Annotated in this window: 14 protein-coding genes; 9 read left to right on the top strand and 5 right to left on the bottom strand. The window is 61.6% G+C overall.

Translation table 11 applies throughout. The features are described from left to right. Positions 1-21 precede the first annotated feature (21 nt). The 6 genes from sapA to ACJ8HA_RS04750 all read left to right on the top strand — a co-directional run bounded on the left by sapA (position 22) and on the right by ACJ8HA_RS04750 (position 6,925). A complete protein-coding gene (gene sapA, locus ACJ8HA_RS04775) occupies positions 22-1,671 on the top strand; it encodes an ABC transporter substrate-binding protein SapA (protein WP_049207454.1) in 1,650 nt (549 codons plus the stop codon). Further along, on the top strand, positions 1,668-2,633 hold the full coding sequence (gene sapB / locus ACJ8HA_RS04770; RefSeq protein ID WP_442515218.1) for a putrescine export ABC transporter permease SapB: 966 nt from the start codon (positions 1,668-1,670) through the stop codon (positions 2,631-2,633). Before sapA ends, sapB begins: the two co-directional genes overlap by 4 nt. After that, positions 2,620-3,510, top strand: coding sequence for a putrescine export ABC transporter permease SapC (gene sapC / locus ACJ8HA_RS04765; RefSeq protein ID WP_004930580.1), 891 nt, complete (start codon positions 2,620-2,622; stop codon positions 3,508-3,510). The genes sapB and sapC overlap by 14 nt, the downstream gene beginning before the upstream one ends. Next, positions 3,510-4,502: a putrescine export ABC transporter ATP-binding protein SapD gene (gene sapD, locus ACJ8HA_RS04760; RefSeq protein WP_019452674.1), complete on the top strand. Its 993-nt coding sequence runs from the start codon at positions 3,510-3,512 to the stop codon at positions 4,500-4,502. Before sapC ends, sapD begins: the two co-directional genes overlap by 1 nt. 1 nt (position 4,503) lies before the next feature. Next, positions 4,504-5,316 (top strand): putrescine export ABC transporter ATP-binding protein SapF, encoded by an 813-nt coding sequence (gene sapF / locus ACJ8HA_RS04755; RefSeq protein WP_016927550.1) that lies wholly within the window; start codon positions 4,504-4,506, stop codon positions 5,314-5,316. Positions 5,317-5,740: 424 nt separating this feature from the next. Next, on the top strand, positions 5,741-6,925 hold the full coding sequence (locus ACJ8HA_RS04750) for a CMD domain-containing protein (protein WP_025303007.1): 1,185 nt from the start codon (positions 5,741-5,743) through the stop codon (positions 6,923-6,925). A 43-nt stretch (positions 6,926-6,968) separates the two neighbouring features. Here ACJ8HA_RS04750 and ACJ8HA_RS04745 read toward each other — a convergent pair whose 3' ends face one another. Continuing rightward, on the bottom strand, positions 6,969-7,874 hold the full coding sequence (locus ACJ8HA_RS04745; protein ID WP_025303008.1) for a LysR family transcriptional regulator: 906 nt from the start codon (positions 7,872-7,874) through the stop codon (positions 6,969-6,971). A gap of 64 nt (positions 7,875-7,938) precedes the next feature. Continuing rightward, positions 7,939-9,108 (bottom strand): serine-type D-Ala-D-Ala carboxypeptidase DacD, encoded by a 1,170-nt coding sequence (gene dacD, locus ACJ8HA_RS04740; protein ID WP_049207451.1) that lies wholly within the window; start codon positions 9,106-9,108, stop codon positions 7,939-7,941. 282 nt (positions 9,109-9,390) lie between these two features. Here dacD and ACJ8HA_RS04735 point away from each other — a divergent pair, with 282 nt between their 5' ends. Beyond that, a complete protein-coding gene (locus ACJ8HA_RS04735; RefSeq protein ID WP_141998198.1) occupies positions 9,391-11,697 on the top strand; it encodes an FdhF/YdeP family oxidoreductase in 2,307 nt (768 codons plus the stop codon). A gap of 15 nt (positions 11,698-11,712) precedes the next feature. On the opposite strand, the gene ACJ8HA_RS04730 is transcribed toward ACJ8HA_RS04735, so the two are convergent. After that, entirely contained in the window at positions 11,713-12,567 is an 855-nt protein-coding gene (locus tag ACJ8HA_RS04730; protein ID WP_043140670.1) for a LysR family transcriptional regulator, read from the bottom strand. 99 nt (positions 12,568-12,666) lie between these two features. On the opposite strand from ACJ8HA_RS04730, the gene gloA reads away from it, so the two are divergent. Both gloA and ACJ8HA_RS04720 read left to right on the top strand, forming a co-directional pair. Next, positions 12,667-13,194 (top strand): lactoylglutathione lyase, encoded by a 528-nt coding sequence (gloA, locus tag ACJ8HA_RS04725; RefSeq protein ID WP_060433164.1) that lies wholly within the window; start codon positions 12,667-12,669, stop codon positions 13,192-13,194. Positions 13,195-13,381: 187 nt separating this feature from the next. Continuing rightward, entirely contained in the window at positions 13,382-15,316 is a 1,935-nt protein-coding gene (locus ACJ8HA_RS04720) for an exoribonuclease II (protein WP_025303013.1), read from the top strand. A gap of 65 nt (positions 15,317-15,381) precedes the next feature. Here ACJ8HA_RS04720 and ACJ8HA_RS04715 read toward each other — a convergent pair whose 3' ends face one another. Together ACJ8HA_RS04715 and ACJ8HA_RS04710 are read right to left on the bottom strand one after the other, a co-directional pair. Then, complete coding sequence (locus ACJ8HA_RS04715) at positions 15,382-16,692, bottom strand: MFS transporter (RefSeq protein WP_043140662.1); 1,311 nt, start codon at positions 16,690-16,692, stop codon at positions 15,382-15,384. A 30-nt stretch (positions 16,693-16,722) separates the two neighbouring features. After that, a complete protein-coding gene (locus ACJ8HA_RS04710) occupies positions 16,723-17,886 on the bottom strand; it encodes a M20 aminoacylase family protein (protein ID WP_025303015.1) in 1,164 nt (387 codons plus the stop codon). Positions 17,887-17,956: the final 70 nt, after the last annotated feature.

Below are 17,956 nucleotides of genomic sequence, written 5' to 3'. Positions count from 1 at the left end.
CTGATTAACCCATGAGCCTCTATGCGTGGTTTACCCTTTTGGATACTGTCGTTGTGCCTGACGGGCTCTGCCCTGGCCGCGACAACACCGCCCGCGCCCAGCGCGGCGCCGCTGCCGGACATTCGCCAGAGCGGCTTTGTTTATTGCGTCAGCGGCATACTGAATACCTTCAACCCGCAAATGGCCAGCAGCGGCCTGACGGTGGATACCCTGGCCGCCCAGCTGTACGATCGCCTGCTGGACGTCGACCCGTACACCTACCGGCTGATCCCCGAACTGGCGCAAAGCTGGGAGGTGCTGGACAACGGCGCCACCTACCGCTTCCATCTGCGCAAGGACGTACCGTTCCAGACCACCGCCTGGTTTACGCCCACCCGCAAGATGAACGCCGACGACGTGGTGTTCAGCTTCGCGCGCGTATTTGACCAAAAACACCCGTATCACGACGTCAACGGTGGCGAATACCCCTATTTCGACAGCCTGCAGTTCGGCGATTCGGTGCAGAGCGTGAGAAAGCTCGACGACTACACGGTGGAGATTCGCCTGCAGTCACCGGACGCCTCGTTCCTGTGGCACCTGGCGACCCACTACGCGCCGGTGCTGTCCGCCGAATACGCCGACACGCTGACGCGCCAAGGCCATCAGGAGCTGATCGACCGCGAGCCGGTCGGCAGCGGCCCGTTCCTGCTCAACGAATACCGCTCGGGGCAATATATTCGCCTGGCGCGCAACGCCGCCTACTGGAAAGGCCTGCCGCGCATGCCGCAGGTGGTGATCGATCTGGGCGCCGGCGGCACCGGCCGCCTCTCCAAGCTGCTGACCGGCGAGTGCGACGTACTGGCTTATCCGGCGGCCAGCCAGCTGTCGATCCTGCGCGACGATCCGCGCCTGCGCCTGACGCTGCGTCCGGGGATGAACATCGCCTATCTGGCGTTCAACACCCGCAAACCGCCGCTCGACAACCTCAATGTGCGCCAGGCGATTTCGCTGGCGATCAACAACCAACGATTGATGCAGTCGATCTATTACGGCACGGCGGAAACCGCCGCCTCAATCTTGCCGCGCGCCTCCTGGGCCTATGACAACGACGCGCACGTCACCGAGTACGATCCGGCCAAATCGCGCGAGATGCTGCGGCAGGCCGGCGTCGGCCAGCTGAACCTGAAGCTGTGGGTGCCGACCGCCTCGCAGTCTTACAACCCGAGCCCGCTGAAAACCGCCGAGCTGATCCAGGCCGATCTCGGCCAGGTGGGCATCAACGTCACCATCGTGCCGGTAGAAGGCCGTTTCCAAGAGGCGCGCCTGATGGAAATGAACCACGATCTGACCCTGACCGGCTGGGCCACCGACAGCAACGACCCGGACAGCTTCTTCCGGCCGCTGCTGAGCTGCGCGGCAATCCGTTCGCAAACCAACTATGCTCACTGGTGTGACCCAGGCTTCGACGAGGTGCTGCAGAACGCGCTGTTGTCGCAGCAGCTGTCTCAGCGCATCGACAACTACCGCAAGGCGCAGAAAATCCTCGAGCAGCAACTGCCGGTGCTGCCGCTGGCCTCTTCTTTGCGTCTGCAGGCCTACCGCTACGACATCAAGGGATTGGTGCTGAGCCCGTTCGGCAACGCCTCGTTCGCCGGGGTGTACCGTGAATCCGCGCCGGAGGTGAACAAGTGATTATCTTTACCCTGCGCCGCATTCTGCTGTTGTTGATCACGCTGTTCTTCCTGACGCTGGTCAGCTTCAGCCTGAGCTATTTCACGCCGCGCGCGCCGCTGAACGGCGCCGCCCTGCTGGACGCCTATCAGTTCTACTTCGTCAGCCTGCTCCATTGGGACTTCGGCGTCTCCAGCATCAACGGCCAGGCGATCAGCGAACAGCTGCGCGAAGTATTCCCGGCCACCATGGAACTGTGCCTGCTGGCGTTCGCCCTGGCGCTGTTTATCGGCATTCCGATGGGCATCATCGCCGGCGTGCTGCGCGGCAAGTGGCAGGACACCGCCATCAGCACCTTCGCGCTGCTGGGCTTTTCAATGCCGGTGTTCTGGCTGGCGCTGCTGCTGATGCTGTTCTTCTCGCTGCATCTCGGCTGGCTGCCGGTTTCCGGCCGTTTCGATCTGCTGTATCAGGTGAAGCCTATCACCGGTTTCGCGCTGATCGACGCCTGGCTGTCGGACTCGCCGTATCGTGCCGAGATGATCGGCAGCGCCCTGCGTCACATGATCCTGCCGATCGCCGCGCTGGCGGTGGCGCCCACCACCGAAGTGGTGCGCCTGATGCGCATCAGCACCGACGATGTGCTGAGCCAAAACTACATCAAGGCCGCCGCTACCCGCGGCCTGTCGCGCTTCACTATCATTCGCCGCCACGTGTTGCACAATGCGCTGCCGCCAATTGTGCCCAAGCTGGGGCTGCAGTTCTCCACCATGCTCACGCTGGCAATGATCACCGAAGTGGTGTTCAGTTGGCCGGGCCTCGGCCGGTGGCTGATCAACGCCATTCGCCAGCAGGACTATGCGGCAATTTCCGCCGGCGTCATGGTGGTCGGCACGCTGGTGATCACCATTAACGTCCTGGCCGACATTCTGGGTGCGGCAACCAACCCGCTGAAACATAAGGAATGGTATGCCCTTCGATAACGTATACCGCGAGAAAAAGATGCCGAGCCCGCTGCGCTACACCTGGCGGATTTTCTATGGCGACGCGCTGGCGATGATCGGTTTTTACGGGGTGATCGCCCTGCTGCTACTGTCGCTGTTCGGCAGCCTGCTGGCGCCCTACGCGCTGGATCAGCAGTTCCTTGGTTATCAGCTGCTGCCGCCGTCGTGGTCGCGCTATGGCAACGTGTCGTTTTTCCTCGGCACCGACGATCTCGGGCGCGACATCCTTAGTCGCCTATTGACCGGCACCGCCGCCACCTTCGGCTCCGCGCTGGCGGTGACGCTGGCCGCGGCGTTCTGCGGGGTGATCCTCGGCGTGTTCGCCGGCGTCACCCACGGGCTGCGCTCTGCGGTGCTCAACCACATCCTCGATACCCTGCTGTCGATTCCCTCGCTGCTGCTGGCGATCGTGGTGGTGGCGTTTATCGGCCCCAAACTTGAACACGCCATGCTGGCGGTGTGGCTCGCCTTGTTGCCGCGCATGGTGCGCACTATCTACAGCGCGGTGCACGACGAACTGGAGAAAGAGTACGTGGTGGCGGCCCGGCTTGACGGCGCTTCCACGCTGCAGATCTTGTGGTACGCGGTCATGCCGAACATCGCGGCGGTGTTGGTGACCGAGTTCACCCGCGCGCTGTCGATGGCCATTTTGGATATCGCCGCACTCGGCTTCCTCGATCTCGGCGCGCAGCTGCCTTCGCCGGAATGGGGAGCGATGCTCGGCGATTCGCTCGAGCTGGTGTATGTTGCGCCCTGGACGGTGATGCTGCCCGGCGCGGCCATTCTCGTCAGCGTGCTGCTGGTTAACCTGTTAGGCGACGGTATGCGCCGCGCAATCAATGCCGGGGTGGAATAATGCCGTTACTCGATATCCGCAATCTGACGATTGAATTTATGACCGCCGAAGGGCCGGTCAAGGCGGTCGATCGCGTCAGCATGACGCTGACCGAGGGCGAGGTGCGCGGCCTGGTGGGTGAATCGGGCTCCGGCAAGAGCCTGATCGCCAAGGCCATCTGCGGCGTGACCAAAGACAACTGGCGCGTTACCGCCGATCGCTTTCGCTTCGACGACATCGACCTGCTGCAGCTAAGTCCGCGCGAGCGGCGCAGGCTGGTGGGCCACAACGTCTCGATGATCTTCCAGGAGCCGCAGTCCTGTCTCGATCCTTCCGAAAGCATCGGCCGCCAGCTGGCGCAGGCCATACCGGGCTGGACCTACAAGGGCCGCTGGTGGCAACGCTTCAACTGGCGCAAACGCCGCGCCATCGAACTGCTGCACCGCGTCGGCATCAAGGATCACGACGACATCATGGGCAGCTTCCCGTACGAGCTGACCGAGGGCGAGTGCCAGAAAGTGATGATCGCCATCGCGCTGGCCAACCAGCCGCGCCTGCTGATCGCCGATGAGCCGACCAACGCCATGGAGCCGACCACCCAGGCGCAGATTTTCCGCCTGTTGGCGCGTCTCAATCAGAACAACAACACCACCATTCTGCTGATCAGTCACGACCTGCAGATGATGAGCAAGTGGGCCGACCGGGTGAACGTCTTGTACTGCGGGCAAACGGTGGAGAGCGCCCAGTGCGAAGAGCTGCTGGCGGCGCCGCACCACCCTTATACCCAGGCGCTGATCCGCGCCATGCCGGACTTCGGCCGCTCGCTGCCGCACAAAAGCCGGTTGAACACGCTACCGGGCGCCATTCCTTCGCTGGAACACCTGCCGATCGGCTGCCGCCTGGGGCCGCGCTGCCCTTACGCGCAGAAGAAGTGCATCGAAACGCCGCGCCTGCGCCCGGTCAAAAACCACTTCTTCGCCTGCCACTTCCCGCTGAACATGGAGGAGCAATAACATGGAAACGCTGTTGGAAGTGCGCAACCTGAGCAAAACCTACCGCTACCGCACCGGGCTGTTCCGCCGTCAGCACGTCGAGGCGGTGAAATCCGTCAGCTTTACCCTGCGTGAAGGTCAGACGCTGGCGGTGATCGGTGAGAACGGCTCTGGCAAATCCACGTTGGCGAAAATGCTCTCCGGCATGGTGGAACCGACCGCCGGCGAACTGCTGATCGACGATCATCCGCTGGCGTTCGGTGATTATCGCTACCGCAGCCAGCGCATTCGCATGATTTTTCAGGATCCGAGCACCTCGCTCAACCCGCGTCAGCGCATCGGCCAGCTGCTGGATGCGCCGCTGCGGTTGAACACCGATCTGGAACCCGCCGAGCGCGAGCAGCGTATCAACCAAACGCTGCGCCAGGTCGGCATGCTGCCGGATCACGCTTACTACTATCCGCACATGCTGGCTTCCGGGCAAAAACAGCGCGTCGCGCTGGCCCGTGCGCTGATCCTGCAGCCGAAGGTGATCGTCGCCGATGAGGCGCTGGCCTCGCTGGACATGTCGATGCGCTCGCAAATCATCAACCTGATGCTGGAACTGCAGGAAAAACACGGCATTTCCTATATCTACGTCACCCAGCACCTCGGCATGATGAAGCATATCAGCGACCAGGTGCTGGTGATGCACGAAGGGGAAATCGTCGAACGCGGCAGCACCGCCGAGGTGTTGGCGGCGCCGCTGCACGAATTGACCAAGCGTCTTATCGCCAGCCACTTCGGCGAGGCGCTGACCGCCGACGCCTGGCGACGCGACGGCGGCCGTTTCTGAGCCCCGTCCTGGCCTGCAACAAACCCGCTGCGGCGGGTTTTTTATTGCTGCGCGCCTCGGTCGCTTAGCGAGAAAATGCACATACAAATTACATTCTTGTTATATATCCTTATATTTTATTCCTTTCAGTTATTGATTAGTCCGTAACATTATTTTATCTCGCCAGGGCGATCGGTGAGGATATCCCCTACGTTGAGCCTCTCATACGACAGGATATCGCACTGATGAACAGCCTTCGCCATCGCCGCCTCGCGCAGTTTCTGCTCACGCTGGCCACCGGTTTCTCTGTTTACGGCCACGCGCTGTACTGCGATGAGCTGCGCTAAATCCGCCTTTCGCCCCGCCTGCGGGCATGTTGCCTCTTTGTCCAGCCACCGCTGCCGTACGCAGCGGTGGCTGTTGATCATGATTAAGGATTGACCCTATGGAACGACTCCGTCGACAACATAATGCCCAGTGGTATCACGAAACCCAAAGCAGCGTGCGGGGCGATACGCCGTTGGAGCCGCAGGCGGCTACCCTGCGCGATCGTTTTCTGCTGGGGCTGGGTGCCTTCGCCGATGAAGCGTTAAACAGCGCGCTCGGTGCCCGCGCCGGGGTATTCAACGCCTCACTGGCCGGTTACCACGCCCTGTTTCCCGACCAGGTGTCGCTATCACGATACGTGACATTGTCACCCTACGATCGCCTCAGCACCGCACTGACCGTCGCTCAGGTGACCGGCGTGCAGTCCCTCTGTAGCCACTATGCCGCCCGCCTCGCCCCGCTGCACAGCCCGGACGCCTCCCGGGAAAGCAATATCCGGCTCGCCCAGATCACCCAATATGCCCGCCAGCTTGCCAGCCAACCCACGCTGATTTGCCGCAAGGCGCTGCAACAGCTTGTCGACGTCGGGCTGAGCCCTGCGGATATCGTCACCTTTTCGCAAATCATCGGTTTTGTCAGCTATCAGGCGCGTGTGGTAGCTGGCATCGCGGCGTTAGCCGGCCGACCGGCGGTAGTGGTGCCCGGCTTCCCGAATGTCGAAGACGCCGATGGCGTCGCTTTCAGTACCGAAGAATTGAGCTGGACTGCGCGGCTGTCGCCGATCGACACGGAAACCGCCGCCGCCGAACAGCTTGACGTGTTGGATCAGAGCCACCCGCAGGCGCGCGCCGAATCTTATTATCTGCTGTTAGCGCACGATGCCGCCGCACTGCGCGAACGCAACGGCGTGTTCAATGGCATCAATGCCGAAGGGTATGGGTTATCGAGCCGCCTGAAGGCGCTGGCGACGCTGGTGGTCTCGCGCATCAACGGCAGCCGTTACTGCGCGGCCACGGTGGCGCATGAAATGCAGGATGACGGATTGGTACAGGCGCTGTTCACCGGGCTGCCTCAGGGATTGGCCTCTACCGAGGATACGGTCAAACGCGCGGTGATCCACACCGCCGCCGAGCTGACGCGCGCACCGGAGAAATTTACCCCGCAGAGCGTGCAGCCGTTGTTCAACAGCGGTCTGAATCAGGCGCAGGCGCTGGAAGTGATCCTCACCGCCGCACTCTACGCCTGGGAAAATCGCCTGCGCCAAACGTTGGGCGATGCAACATCTTCCATCACCGCCGACTGAATACCGCTATGCGGCCTTATTACCGGCCGCAATACGGCGCGTTTTAGACATTCTGCTGACGCAGCCACTCGCTGGCGGCATCGAAGAACTTTTGCGCCAACGGCGTAGCGCGCTCCGCCATATCGACGACCACCGCCGCATGACGCGGCATAGCGCCGATGGCCACCGGACGCCGCTGCAACGCCGGCATCAACGGCGATTGCAGCTGGCCGCGCGGGAACAGTCCGCAGCCCAAACCGACGAAAATACCTTCGAGCAGTTGGAAGATCGACGCGGTCTCAAGCCGCGTGTGCAGCGTCAACCCGGCGTCGCGAAAGTGTTGATCGAGATAGCGGCGGAAATAACGCGTCGGCTCGGCGAGACACAACGGCAAGGCGGCCACCGCCTCCAGCGGCAACGGCGTATCGCCCACCAGCTTCGGGAAATGTTGCGGATGAAATACCAGCTCGACGCCGGTTTCCACCAGCGGTTGCGATTGGAAATGCAGCTCCTTCAAGGTCGACAGCTCGAAAAAGCCGATGCCGATGTCGACGGTGTGCGCCGTCAGCGCCTCCAGCAGCTGATCAGCGCTCAGCACCGCCAGCCGGTAATCGAGATGCGGGTAACGTTCGCTGACCGCCTTGAGCATTTCCGATACCGAGATACTGCACTGCGGCACCACGCCGAGGCGCAGCGTGCCGTGCAAACCGTGCTTGAGCGACTCCACTTCCAGCTTCAGCCCCTGATAAACCGAGACGATCTCACGCGCCCACGCCAACACCCGCTCGCCTTCGGCGGTAAAACCGCCGAAATGGTTGCCGCGGTTAATCAGCGAAACGCCCAGCTCTTTTTCCAGATTTTTCAATCGCATGGATAGCGTCGGCTGGCTGACGAAGCTGGCCTCCGCCGCCCGGCCGAAGTGGCGCTCTCGTTCCAGATTGCACAAATAAATCAGTTGTTTAATATCCATAGCGCAGCTCAATGATCGGCATTCGCACCAGTATACCACCGGGGGCCGCCGCCCGCCCGACGAGTCAGAGCCTCAGCTTCACGTAATCCACCAGGCGCGAGAACACGCCGCCCTGCGGTACCGCCTGCAGCGCCACCAGCGGTAGGGTTTTCACTACCTGGCCATTGTCGCTGATGCGGATCTCGCCGACGGTTTGCCCTTTACCAATCGGCGCTTCCAGCCGCGCGGTATTGATCACGTACTGCGCCTTCAGCTTGTCCGCTTCGTTTTTTGGCAGGCTGAGCGACTGCTCTTGCACGCTGCCGACCGGTAACCGGTGATTCTCGCCGTACCAGACTGGCTCTTCCCCCAGGCTCTGGCCGGCGCTGAACAGGTGTACCGTGGTAAAGTCGCGCAGCCCCCAGCTCAGCAGCTTGCGCGCCTGTTCCTCGCGGCCTTTGGAACTTTTGCCGCCCATCACCACGGCAATCAGGCGGCGATCCCCTTCGGTGGCGGAGGCGATGATGTTGAAGCCGGCAGAGGCGGTGTGCCCAGTTTTCAACCCATCGACGTGCAGCGTCTTATCCCACAGCAGGCCGTTGCGGTTCTGCTGCGTGATACCGTTCCAGGTCAGCGATTTCTCGCTGTACATGTGGTATTCCGCCGGCTCACTCATGATGATGGCGCGCGCAATCACCGCCAGATCGCCGGCGGTGGTGAATTGCCCCGGTGCATCCAGCCCGTGTACCGTTTCGAAATGGGTGTTCTGCAGGCCCAGCTGCGCGCTCTTCTCGTTCATCAGCTTGACGAAGTTGGCCTGGCTGCCCGCCACATAGTCCGCCATCGCCACGCAGGCGTCGTTACCGGAATCGATGATGATACCGCGGCTGAGATCGCGAACCGTGACCCTGTCACCAGGCTTCAGGAACATCAACGAAGAGCCTTTGAACACCGGGTTGCCCTGCGCCCAGGCGTCTTTCCCCACGGTGACGACATCGTCGAGGCCAATCTTGTGCTGATCGAGCGCGTGGTCGATCACCAACCCGGTCATGAGTTTGGTCAAGCTGGCCGGGTTGCGCCGTTCGTCGGCATTGCCGGCCGCCAGTACCTGGCCGGTGGTGTAATCCATCAAAACGTAAGAGGCGGCGTCTATCGCCGGTGGGGTCATGGTGGGAAAATGGGGCGTCGTTTCCGCCGCCTGCGCCGCTAAAGGCAGTAATATACCGCCGATCACCACTGATACTGAACGCTTCACGCTGTGTTCCTCAGGCCCGCAGGCTGAATAAAATGCCAATATAATCCGCGAGATAGACTGCATGAATTCACTTTCAGACGAAACCATTACTCTTTTGCAGCGGGTGTCTTTATGCAACCATTTGTTTAGGTCAGCGTCCGCCTGCGATAGATACGCTCTATGCCGCCATTGCCCCATTCGATTAGACGCCTGCCTGCCACGCCCCTAAACTTGTGACATAAATACGCAAGACGCATAAAAAAGCGTTTACTTTTTAGCTACAACCACCTGCGAAGTGTCACCATGAAATTCAAACCGTCAATCAAGCCTTATACCGGCCCAGCGGGCGGCTGGGGTTCGCTTGAAGCCACCACCCGCTTTGTCCTCGACAGTAAACAAACGCTAAAAAACATGCGCAACCTGATGCGCGTCAACAAGGCACGCGGCTTCGACTGCCCCGGTTGCGCCTGGGGCGACGACAACCACAGCACCTTCAGCTTCTGCGAAAACGGCGCCAAAGCGGTCAGTTGGGAAGCGACGCGCAGCGCCGTGGAGCCTGAGTTCTTCGCCGCCCACAGCGTCAGCACCCTGCAGCAGCAGAGCGACTATTTCCTCGAATACCAGGGTCGCCTCACCCATCCGATGCGCTACAACGCCGAAACCGACCACTATGAGCCTATCCATTGGCCGGACGCGCTGGCGCTGATCGCCAAGCACATCAACGGTATGGACAACCCGAACCAGATCGAGCTGTATACCTCGGGCCGCGCCAGCAACGAAGCGTCGTACCTTTATCAGCTGTTCGGCCGCATGCTCGGCACCAGCAATTTCCCCGACTGCTCCAACATGTGTCACGAAGCGAGCGGCGTCGGGCTGAAGCAGAGCATCGGCGTTGGCAAAGGCACCATCCGCATCGATGACTTCGAAAAGGCCGACGCTATCTTCGTGTTCGGTCAAAACCCCGGCACCAACCACCCGCGCATGTTGCACAGCCTGAAAAACGCCGCCCGACGCGGCGCGCGTATCGTCAGTTTCAACACCCTGCGCGAACGTGGGCTGGAAAGGTTCGCCGATCCGCAGGATCCGGTACAGATGCTGACGCCAAAATCCTCGCCGATCAGCTCTTCCTATTACCAGCCAAATCTGGGCGGCGATATGGCAGCGGTGCGCGGCATGGTGAAAGCGCTGCTGGAAACTCACCGCCAGCGTATGGCCGCCGGTGAACCCGCCCTGTTCGACCTGGCATTTATCGAACAGCACAGCGTCGGCGTGGAGGCTTACCTGGCGCAGGTGGACGCGACCGAGTGGCAGACCATTACCGCGCAATCGGGCCTGAGCGAAGCGCAATTGCGCCAGGCGGCGGCCACCTACCAGGGTGCCGAACGGGTGATCTGCACCTGGGCGATGGGCGTGACTCAGCATAAACACTCTATTGCGACGGTGCGTGAAATCACCAACCTGCAGCTGCTGTTCGGGCAACTGGGCAAACCGGGCGCCGGTCTGTGCCCGGTGCGCGGCCACAGCAACGTCCAGGGTAACCGCACCATGGGGATTGATGAGAAGTCGCCGAAGGCACTGCTCGACAGCCTGGAACGCCACTTTAACTTCACCGCCAATCGCGCGGTGGGGCACAACACGGTGGAAGCGATCGAAGCGATGCTGCGCGGCGAAGTGAAAGTGCTGATCGCGCTGGGCGGCAACCTGGCCGCCGCAGCGCCGGACACCGAGCGCACCGCCCGCGCCCTGCGCAACTGCGATTTGACGGTGCATATCAGCACCAAGCTTAACCGCAGCCACCTGGTGACCGGCAAAGACGCGCTGATCCTGCCGACGCTCGGCCGCACCGAACTGGACGTGCAGGCCAGCGGCTCGCAGTACATCACGGTCGAGGATTCATTCAGCATGGTTCACGCTTCGGAAGGCATCGGCAAACCGCTGGCGGATACTCAACGTTCAGAGACGGCGATCGTCTGCGGTATCGCCGACGCCGTGCTGGGTACGCAACAGCTGGACTGGCTGGAACTGGCCGACGACTATTCGCTGATCCGCGATCATATCGCCGCCACCATTCCCGGCTTCGAGGATTTCAACCGGCGCTGCGACCAGCCCGGCGGTTTCTACCTGGGCAATGCCGCCGCCGAACTGCGCTTCGCCACGCCGAGCGGCAAGGCGGAATTCAGCGCCGCCGCGCTGCCGACCACCCTGTTCCCGCAGCTGGGCGACGAGCAAGCGCCGTTTACCCTGCAGACGCTGCGCTCGCACGATCAGTACAACACCACCATCTATGGTCTGGATGACCGCTATCGCGGCGTTTACGGCCAGCGCGAAGTGTTGTTCATCCATCCGGAGGATCTGGCGGCACTGGGCCTACAGGATGGCGAACGGGTAGAGATAGAAACCCTGTGGAACGATGGCGTGGTGCGTAAAGTGGACGGGTTCAAGCTGGTGAGTTACGACATTCCGCGTGGCAACCTGGCGGCCTACTATCCGGAAACCAACCCGCTGGTGCCGCTGGCCAGCTTCGGCGACGGTACCGGCACCCCGACCTCGAAGTCGATCCCGGTGGTGATTCGCCGCAGCGAGCAGCAACCCTCGCTGCGTATTGCCTGAACATGCGCGCCCGGTTCACGCCGGGCGCGCCAATATTTCCAGGATAGTCTGCAACTCGTCGGACAGCTGATGCCGTCGCCAGACGAAGTACAGATCGCTCACGCCCTCCTCACCCATTTCCACCACCTTCAACCCTGGTGCCGGCAAGATCAGCGGCAGCAACGAACCGGGCACGCAGGCCACGCCGCAACCGGCCTGCACGCAGGCCGCCATCGCGGCATAAGACTCCATTTCCAGCGTCATGCGCGGTTTCAGCCCGCGCGAGGCCAGCCAGTGATCCACCTTCAGGCGAAACGAACATTCGCGGCTGAACGTGTAAAACTCCAGCGGCACCAGCGTGGCGGCGTCGGGTTCCCCGACATCGGCCGGCATCAGCAATACCAGCCGTTCATCGAATGCCTTTTGGCTGGCCAGTAACGGATGCTCAATCGGGCCGTCGGTGATCGCCAGGTCGAGATCGCTGTCGATCAGCATGCGTTCCAGCACCAGCGAGTCGCGGCTCAGTACGTTGATGTGCAGATGAGGCTGTAAACGGCGTAGCCGGGCAATACGCGCCGGTAAATGGCTGACCAGCGAGAAATCCAGCGCCCCGAGGTTCAGCAGCCCATGCTGATGCTCGCCGGCGAACAGCTGCTTGCTGCGCTCCGCCTGCGCCACGATGTCGCGCGCCTGCTGGTAGAACAGCCGCCCTTTGGGATTGACGTACAGCCGGTTCTTGTCGCGGAAAAACAGCTCGCCGCCCAGCGACTCCTCTAGTTCGCGCAGCCGCAGCGTGACGTTGGAAGGCACGCAGTGCAGCTCGCGGGCGGCGGCGGCGATGGTTTTGTGTTCCACCACGGTGCAGAAATACTTCAGCTGGCTCAGCTTCATCTATCATTCACTTTTAGTTAGTGTTTTAGTTAAAAACAATTACTTTAGATTAGCATCGATTTCACCTACAGTCTGCCGACACCCTGAGGAGGATCACTGATGCCACTGAATGATTTACTGACGCTGCCCGGCGTGGCGGCCCAACCGGACGCGGTTACCGACGGTTACGTGTTCAACCACACCATGATCCGCGTGAAGGATCTGGCCAAAGCGCTGGATTTCTATACGCGCGTGCTGGGCTTTACCCCGGTCTATCTGGAAGAGTTCAAAGAAGCCGCTTTCACCATCTGCTACCTGACGCGCAGCCCGCGCGAGCAGATCCCGCAGGATGACGACGAACGCAAACGCTGGGCGCTGAGCCAGCCGGGTATTCTCGAGCTGACCCATAACCACGGCACCGAAAATCAGGCGGATTTCCACTACCACAACGGCAACAGCGAACCGCGCGGCTTTGGCCACCTGTGCGTCACGGTGCCGGACGTGCACGCCGCCTGCGAGCGGTTTGAGCGCCTGGGCGTCACCTTCCAGAAACGCCTGCATGAAGGCCGCATGAACTACGTGGCGTTCATTCGCGATCCGGACGATTACTGGATTGAAATCCTGCAGCCGACGCCGCTGCGGGACTGATTGTCCCACGCCCTTCACCCCGGCCTGCGCGCCGGGGTTTTTCATCGTTCGCCCTTCGATTGACCATTCTTGCGCAAAATCGCGCGGCAACGCGGGGTTCCGTGACGTTAGGCTTGCTCGCAGCGGGTGATTCGCGTAAAACTGTCAGCCGCAAATCTTGCCACTCACAACCCATTCACTGGACGATATGTTTCAAGATAACCCGCTGCTGGCGCAGCTTAAACAGCAACTTCACTCTCAGACCCCGCGCGTTGAAGGCGTCGTGAAAGGGACCGAGAAAGGCTTTGGCTTTCTTGAAGTAGACGGTCAAAAAAGCTACTTCATTCCACCGCCGTACATGAAGAAAGTCATGCACGGGGATCGCATTATCGCCACCCTGCACACCGAGAAAGAGCGCGAAATCGCCGAGCCGGAAACCCTGGTCGAGCCGTTCCTGTCGCGCTTTGTCGGCCGCGTGCAAAAGCGCGACGATCGCCTGTCCATCGTGCCCGATCATCCGTTGCTGAAAGATGCGATTCCGTGCCGCCCGGTGCGTGAACTGACCCACAACTTCCAGGCCGGCGACTGGGCGGTGGCGGAAATGCGCCGCCATCCGCTGAAAGGCGATCGCGGCTTCAACGCCGACCTGACCCACTTTATCACCGAAGGCGAAGACCATTTCGCCCCGTGGTGGGTGACGCTGGCGCGTCACAACCTGGAAAAAGAGGCGCCGGAGATGCAGGCCCTCAGCGAGCCGGACGCTGCGCTGGTGCGTGAAGATCTGACCGCGCTCGAATTCGTCACCATCGACAGCGCCAGCACCGAGGACATGGACGATGCGCTGTACGTGACCGACAACGGTGACGGTTCGCTGCAGTTGACCATCGCCATCGCCGATCCGACTGCTTACGTCGAACAAGGCAGCAAGCTGGACGATATCGCCCGCGTGCGCGCCTTCACCAATTACCTGCCGGGCTTCAACATCCCGATGCTGCCGCGCGATCTGTCGGACAACCTGTGCTCGCTGCGCCCTAACGAGCGCCGCCAGGTGCTGGCTTGCCGCGTGACCATCGCCGCCGACGGCGCGCTAGGCGACGATATTCAGTTCTTCGCCGCCGAGATCGAATCCAAAGCCAAACTGGTGTACGACGAAGTCTCCGACTGGCTGGACGGCATTGCCGGCTGGCAACCGCCGAGCGACGCCATCGCGCAACAAATCACCCTGCTGAAGCGCGTTTGCGATGCGCGCAATGCCTGGCGCCACCAGCATGCGCTGGTGTTCAAAGATCGTCCGGACTACCGCTTCGTGCTGGGTGAAAAAGGCGACGTGCTGGAGATCGTTACCGAGCAGCGCCGCAGCGCCAACCGCATCGTTGAAGAGTGCATGATCGCCGCCAACGTCTGCGCCGCCATCGTGCTGCGCGATCGCCTGGGCTTCGGCGTGTACAACGTGCACACCGGTTTCGATCCTGCGCTGGTTGAACAAGCGGTCACCGTGCTGCAGGCCAACGGCGTGGAAGCCGAAGCCGAGAAGCTGCTGACCCTCGACGGTTTCTGCGAACTGCGCCGCCACCTGGATGCGCAGCCGACCCAGTTCCTCGACAGCCGCATCCGTCGCTTCCAGACCTTCGCCGAGATCAGCACTACGCCGGGGCCACACTTCGGTCTGGGTCTGGAGGCTTACGCCACCTGGACATCGCCGATCCGTAAATACGGCGATATGGTCAACCATCGTCTGCTGAAGGCGATCATCAACCAGCAACCGGCGGAAAAGCCACAGGATGACGTCACGGTGCAGCTGGCGGAGCGCCGCCGCCTGAACCGCATGGCGGAGCGCGACGTCGGCGACTGGCTGTACGCCCGCTTCCTGCAGGACAAGGCCGGTACCGATACCCGCTTCAACGCCGAGATCATCGACGTGACCCGTGGCGGCCTGCGTGTACGCCTGCTGGACAACGGCGCGGTTGCCTTCATCCCGGCACCGTTCATTCACGCGGTGCGTGACGAGATGCAGTGCAGCCAGGAAACCGGCACCGTGCAGATTAAAGGCGAAGTGGTTTACCGCCAGAGCGATACCTTGCAGGTCACCATCGCCGAAGTGCGCATGGAAACCCGCAGCGTGATCGCCCGCCCGGCGGCCTGAACGCCAGCCTGAAACGGTCGCAACGCAAAGCGCCGACGGTGAAAACCGCCGGCGTTTTTTTTCGGCTAGCGCAGCGGCTCTCCGCCGGTTTCACGCAGCAATGGCAGCACCGCCAGCGAAGCCAGCGTAGCCACCATCAGATAGACGGCGGGCGCCAGCAGCGAACCGCTCAGCGCGATCGACTGCGAAGCGATGTACTGGGCGAAGCCGCCGAAGATCGCCACCCCGAGGCTGTAGACCAACGCAAACCCCAGCGCACGAATGCGCTGCGGGAACAGCTCCGAAATCATCAGCATGGTCGGCACCGAACCGAGCGTGGTCAACCCGACCAGCACCGCGACGATCAGCAGCAGCACCGCAGGATGCGGCACCGCGCTCAGCCACCAAAACGCCGGCAGGGCCACGATCAGAATCGCGATCCGCGACCCGCGGATCAGCGGCAGACGGCCGTAACGATCGCACCAGTGCCCGACCAGCAGACTGCCGCCGAAGGTGATGAGCCCCGCCAATAGCATCGCGGCATAACCGTAGGCCTGCGCCATTCCCAGGTATTTCACCGCGTAGGTGCCGAGATAATACATCGAGATGTAAGTGGCGACGGTAGCGCCGATGGTCAGCATCACACCGAGCACTACCGCCCGCGAGTGCTGGCGCAGCTGAGCAGGCGGCTCGTGAGCCCGCGCCACCGACGGCCGATCGCTTTCCAGCCCGAGACGCAGCCAGCAACCGAGCGGCGCCAGCGCCACGCCGATAAAGAATGGAATGCGCCATCCCCACTCGGCCATGGCGTTCGGTTCGCCGGAAAGCACCGGCAAGGCCGCACTGAGCGCCAGCGCGGTGACGCCGCCAACCACGGTGGCGATGCCCTGCGTCGCCAGTGACCAGCTGGAATAGAAACCGCGCCGATTGGGCGGCGCCGACTCCACCAGCAACGACATCGACGCCCCCACCTCGCCGCCCGCCGCTACGCCCTGGATCAGACGCGCGGCCACCAGCGTGGCGGTTCCCCAATAGCCGGCGCTGGCGTAGGTCGGCGCAAAGCCGATCATCGCCGTGCCCAGGCTCATCAAGGAAATCGTCAGGATCATCGCCGGCTTGCGGCCACAGCGATCGGCATAGGCGCCAATCAGAATGCCGCCCAGCGGCCGCATGAAAAAGCTGACGCCGAACGTGGCAAACGCCAACAGCAACGCCAGATGCGGATCGCTAGACGGGGGAAAAAACAATACGCTGATATAAATAACGAAGAAGTTATAAATACCGAAATCGAAAAACTCCAGCGCATTACCGAAGGAGGCGGCGAATATGACCTTTTTGCCACCGACCTTCGGGGCCGATATTATTTCCGTTTGGGTTTCAGCCGTATTTTCACTCATCATTATCTTCCCTGTTATTATTTTTCGCGTTTATTTTAAATACGCTTCCGCCAACGCTCCCCAATACTGGCTGCCGGCCGCCAGACAGCCGTCATTGAAGTCATATCCCGGGTTATGCACCATGCAGCTGCCTTCGCCATCGCCGTTGCCAACGATCAGGTAGCAGCCCTGCGGATGTGCATCGAGCATGAAGGAGAAATCTTCGCTGCCCATCAGCGGCCGGGCACCGTAGTGCGCGCGGGCGGCGCCGAACTGCTGCTCCGCCACACGGTGGGCAAAGCGGGTCATCGCTTCGTCGTTGACCAACACCGGCGTACCGTTAACGTGCTCCACCACCGCGTGGGCACCGAAGCTTGCCGCCTGCGCCTCGATCAGCGCCGGAATGCGTGCCAGCAGGATTGCGCGCGCCTGACGATCCAGAGAGCGTACGCTGAGCTTCATTTCCGCGCTGTCCGGGATCACGTTGGCCGCCTCACCGGCCTTGATGCTGCCGACGGTGATCACGGCCGCCTCCAGCGGATCGATATTACGCGAAACGATGCTCTGTAGGGCGACAGTGATATGCGAGGCCACCAGCACGGGATCGACCGCCAGCTGCGGGATGGCGCCGTGGCCGCCACGCCCCTGCACCCGCACGTTGAACTGATCCATCGAGGCCATAAACGGACCGTGTTGGAAGAAGAACTCGCCGAGCGGCATCCCCGGCATGTTGTGCATGGCGAAGATGGCGTCGCAGGGGAAGCGCTCGAACAGCCCCTGTTCCACCATGCGCGCGCCGCCGTTCAGCATCTCTTCCGCCGGTTGGAAAATCAGGTGCAGCGTGCCGTTGAAGTTGCGCGTTTGCGCCAGATAGCGGGCGGCACCGAGCAACATAGTGGTGTGACCATCATGGCCGCAGGCGTGCATGCGGTTGGCCACGCTGCTGCTCCAGGGCTTGCCGTTGTTCTCTTCGATCGGCAGAGCGTCCATATCGGCACGCAGCCCAAGGCGCTTAACGCCGTCGCCCACCCGCAGCGTGCCCACCACGCCGGTGCCCGCCAGCCCACGGTGTACCTCATAGCCCCACGAACTCAGATAATCCGCCACCAGATCGCTGGTGCGAAACTCTTCGAAACCCAATTCAGGGTGTTGATGAATATCGTGCCGAATGGCCGTGAGCTGCGGTAAATACCCTTCGATGATTTTATTTATCATAATTAAATTCCTTTCGTAGCTTTATTATTTATTTGATGAATGATTAAGCCTGCGGGTGAAAATAAAGGTA

Origin of the sequence: Serratia sp. CY33802, assembly GCF_052169095.1 — a bacterium.
Lineage (GTDB): Bacteria > Pseudomonadota > Gammaproteobacteria > Enterobacterales > Enterobacteriaceae > Serratia > Serratia bockelmannii.
Note: the sequence above shows the minus strand (reverse complement) of the source record. Positions and strands in the feature narration are given on the sequence as shown.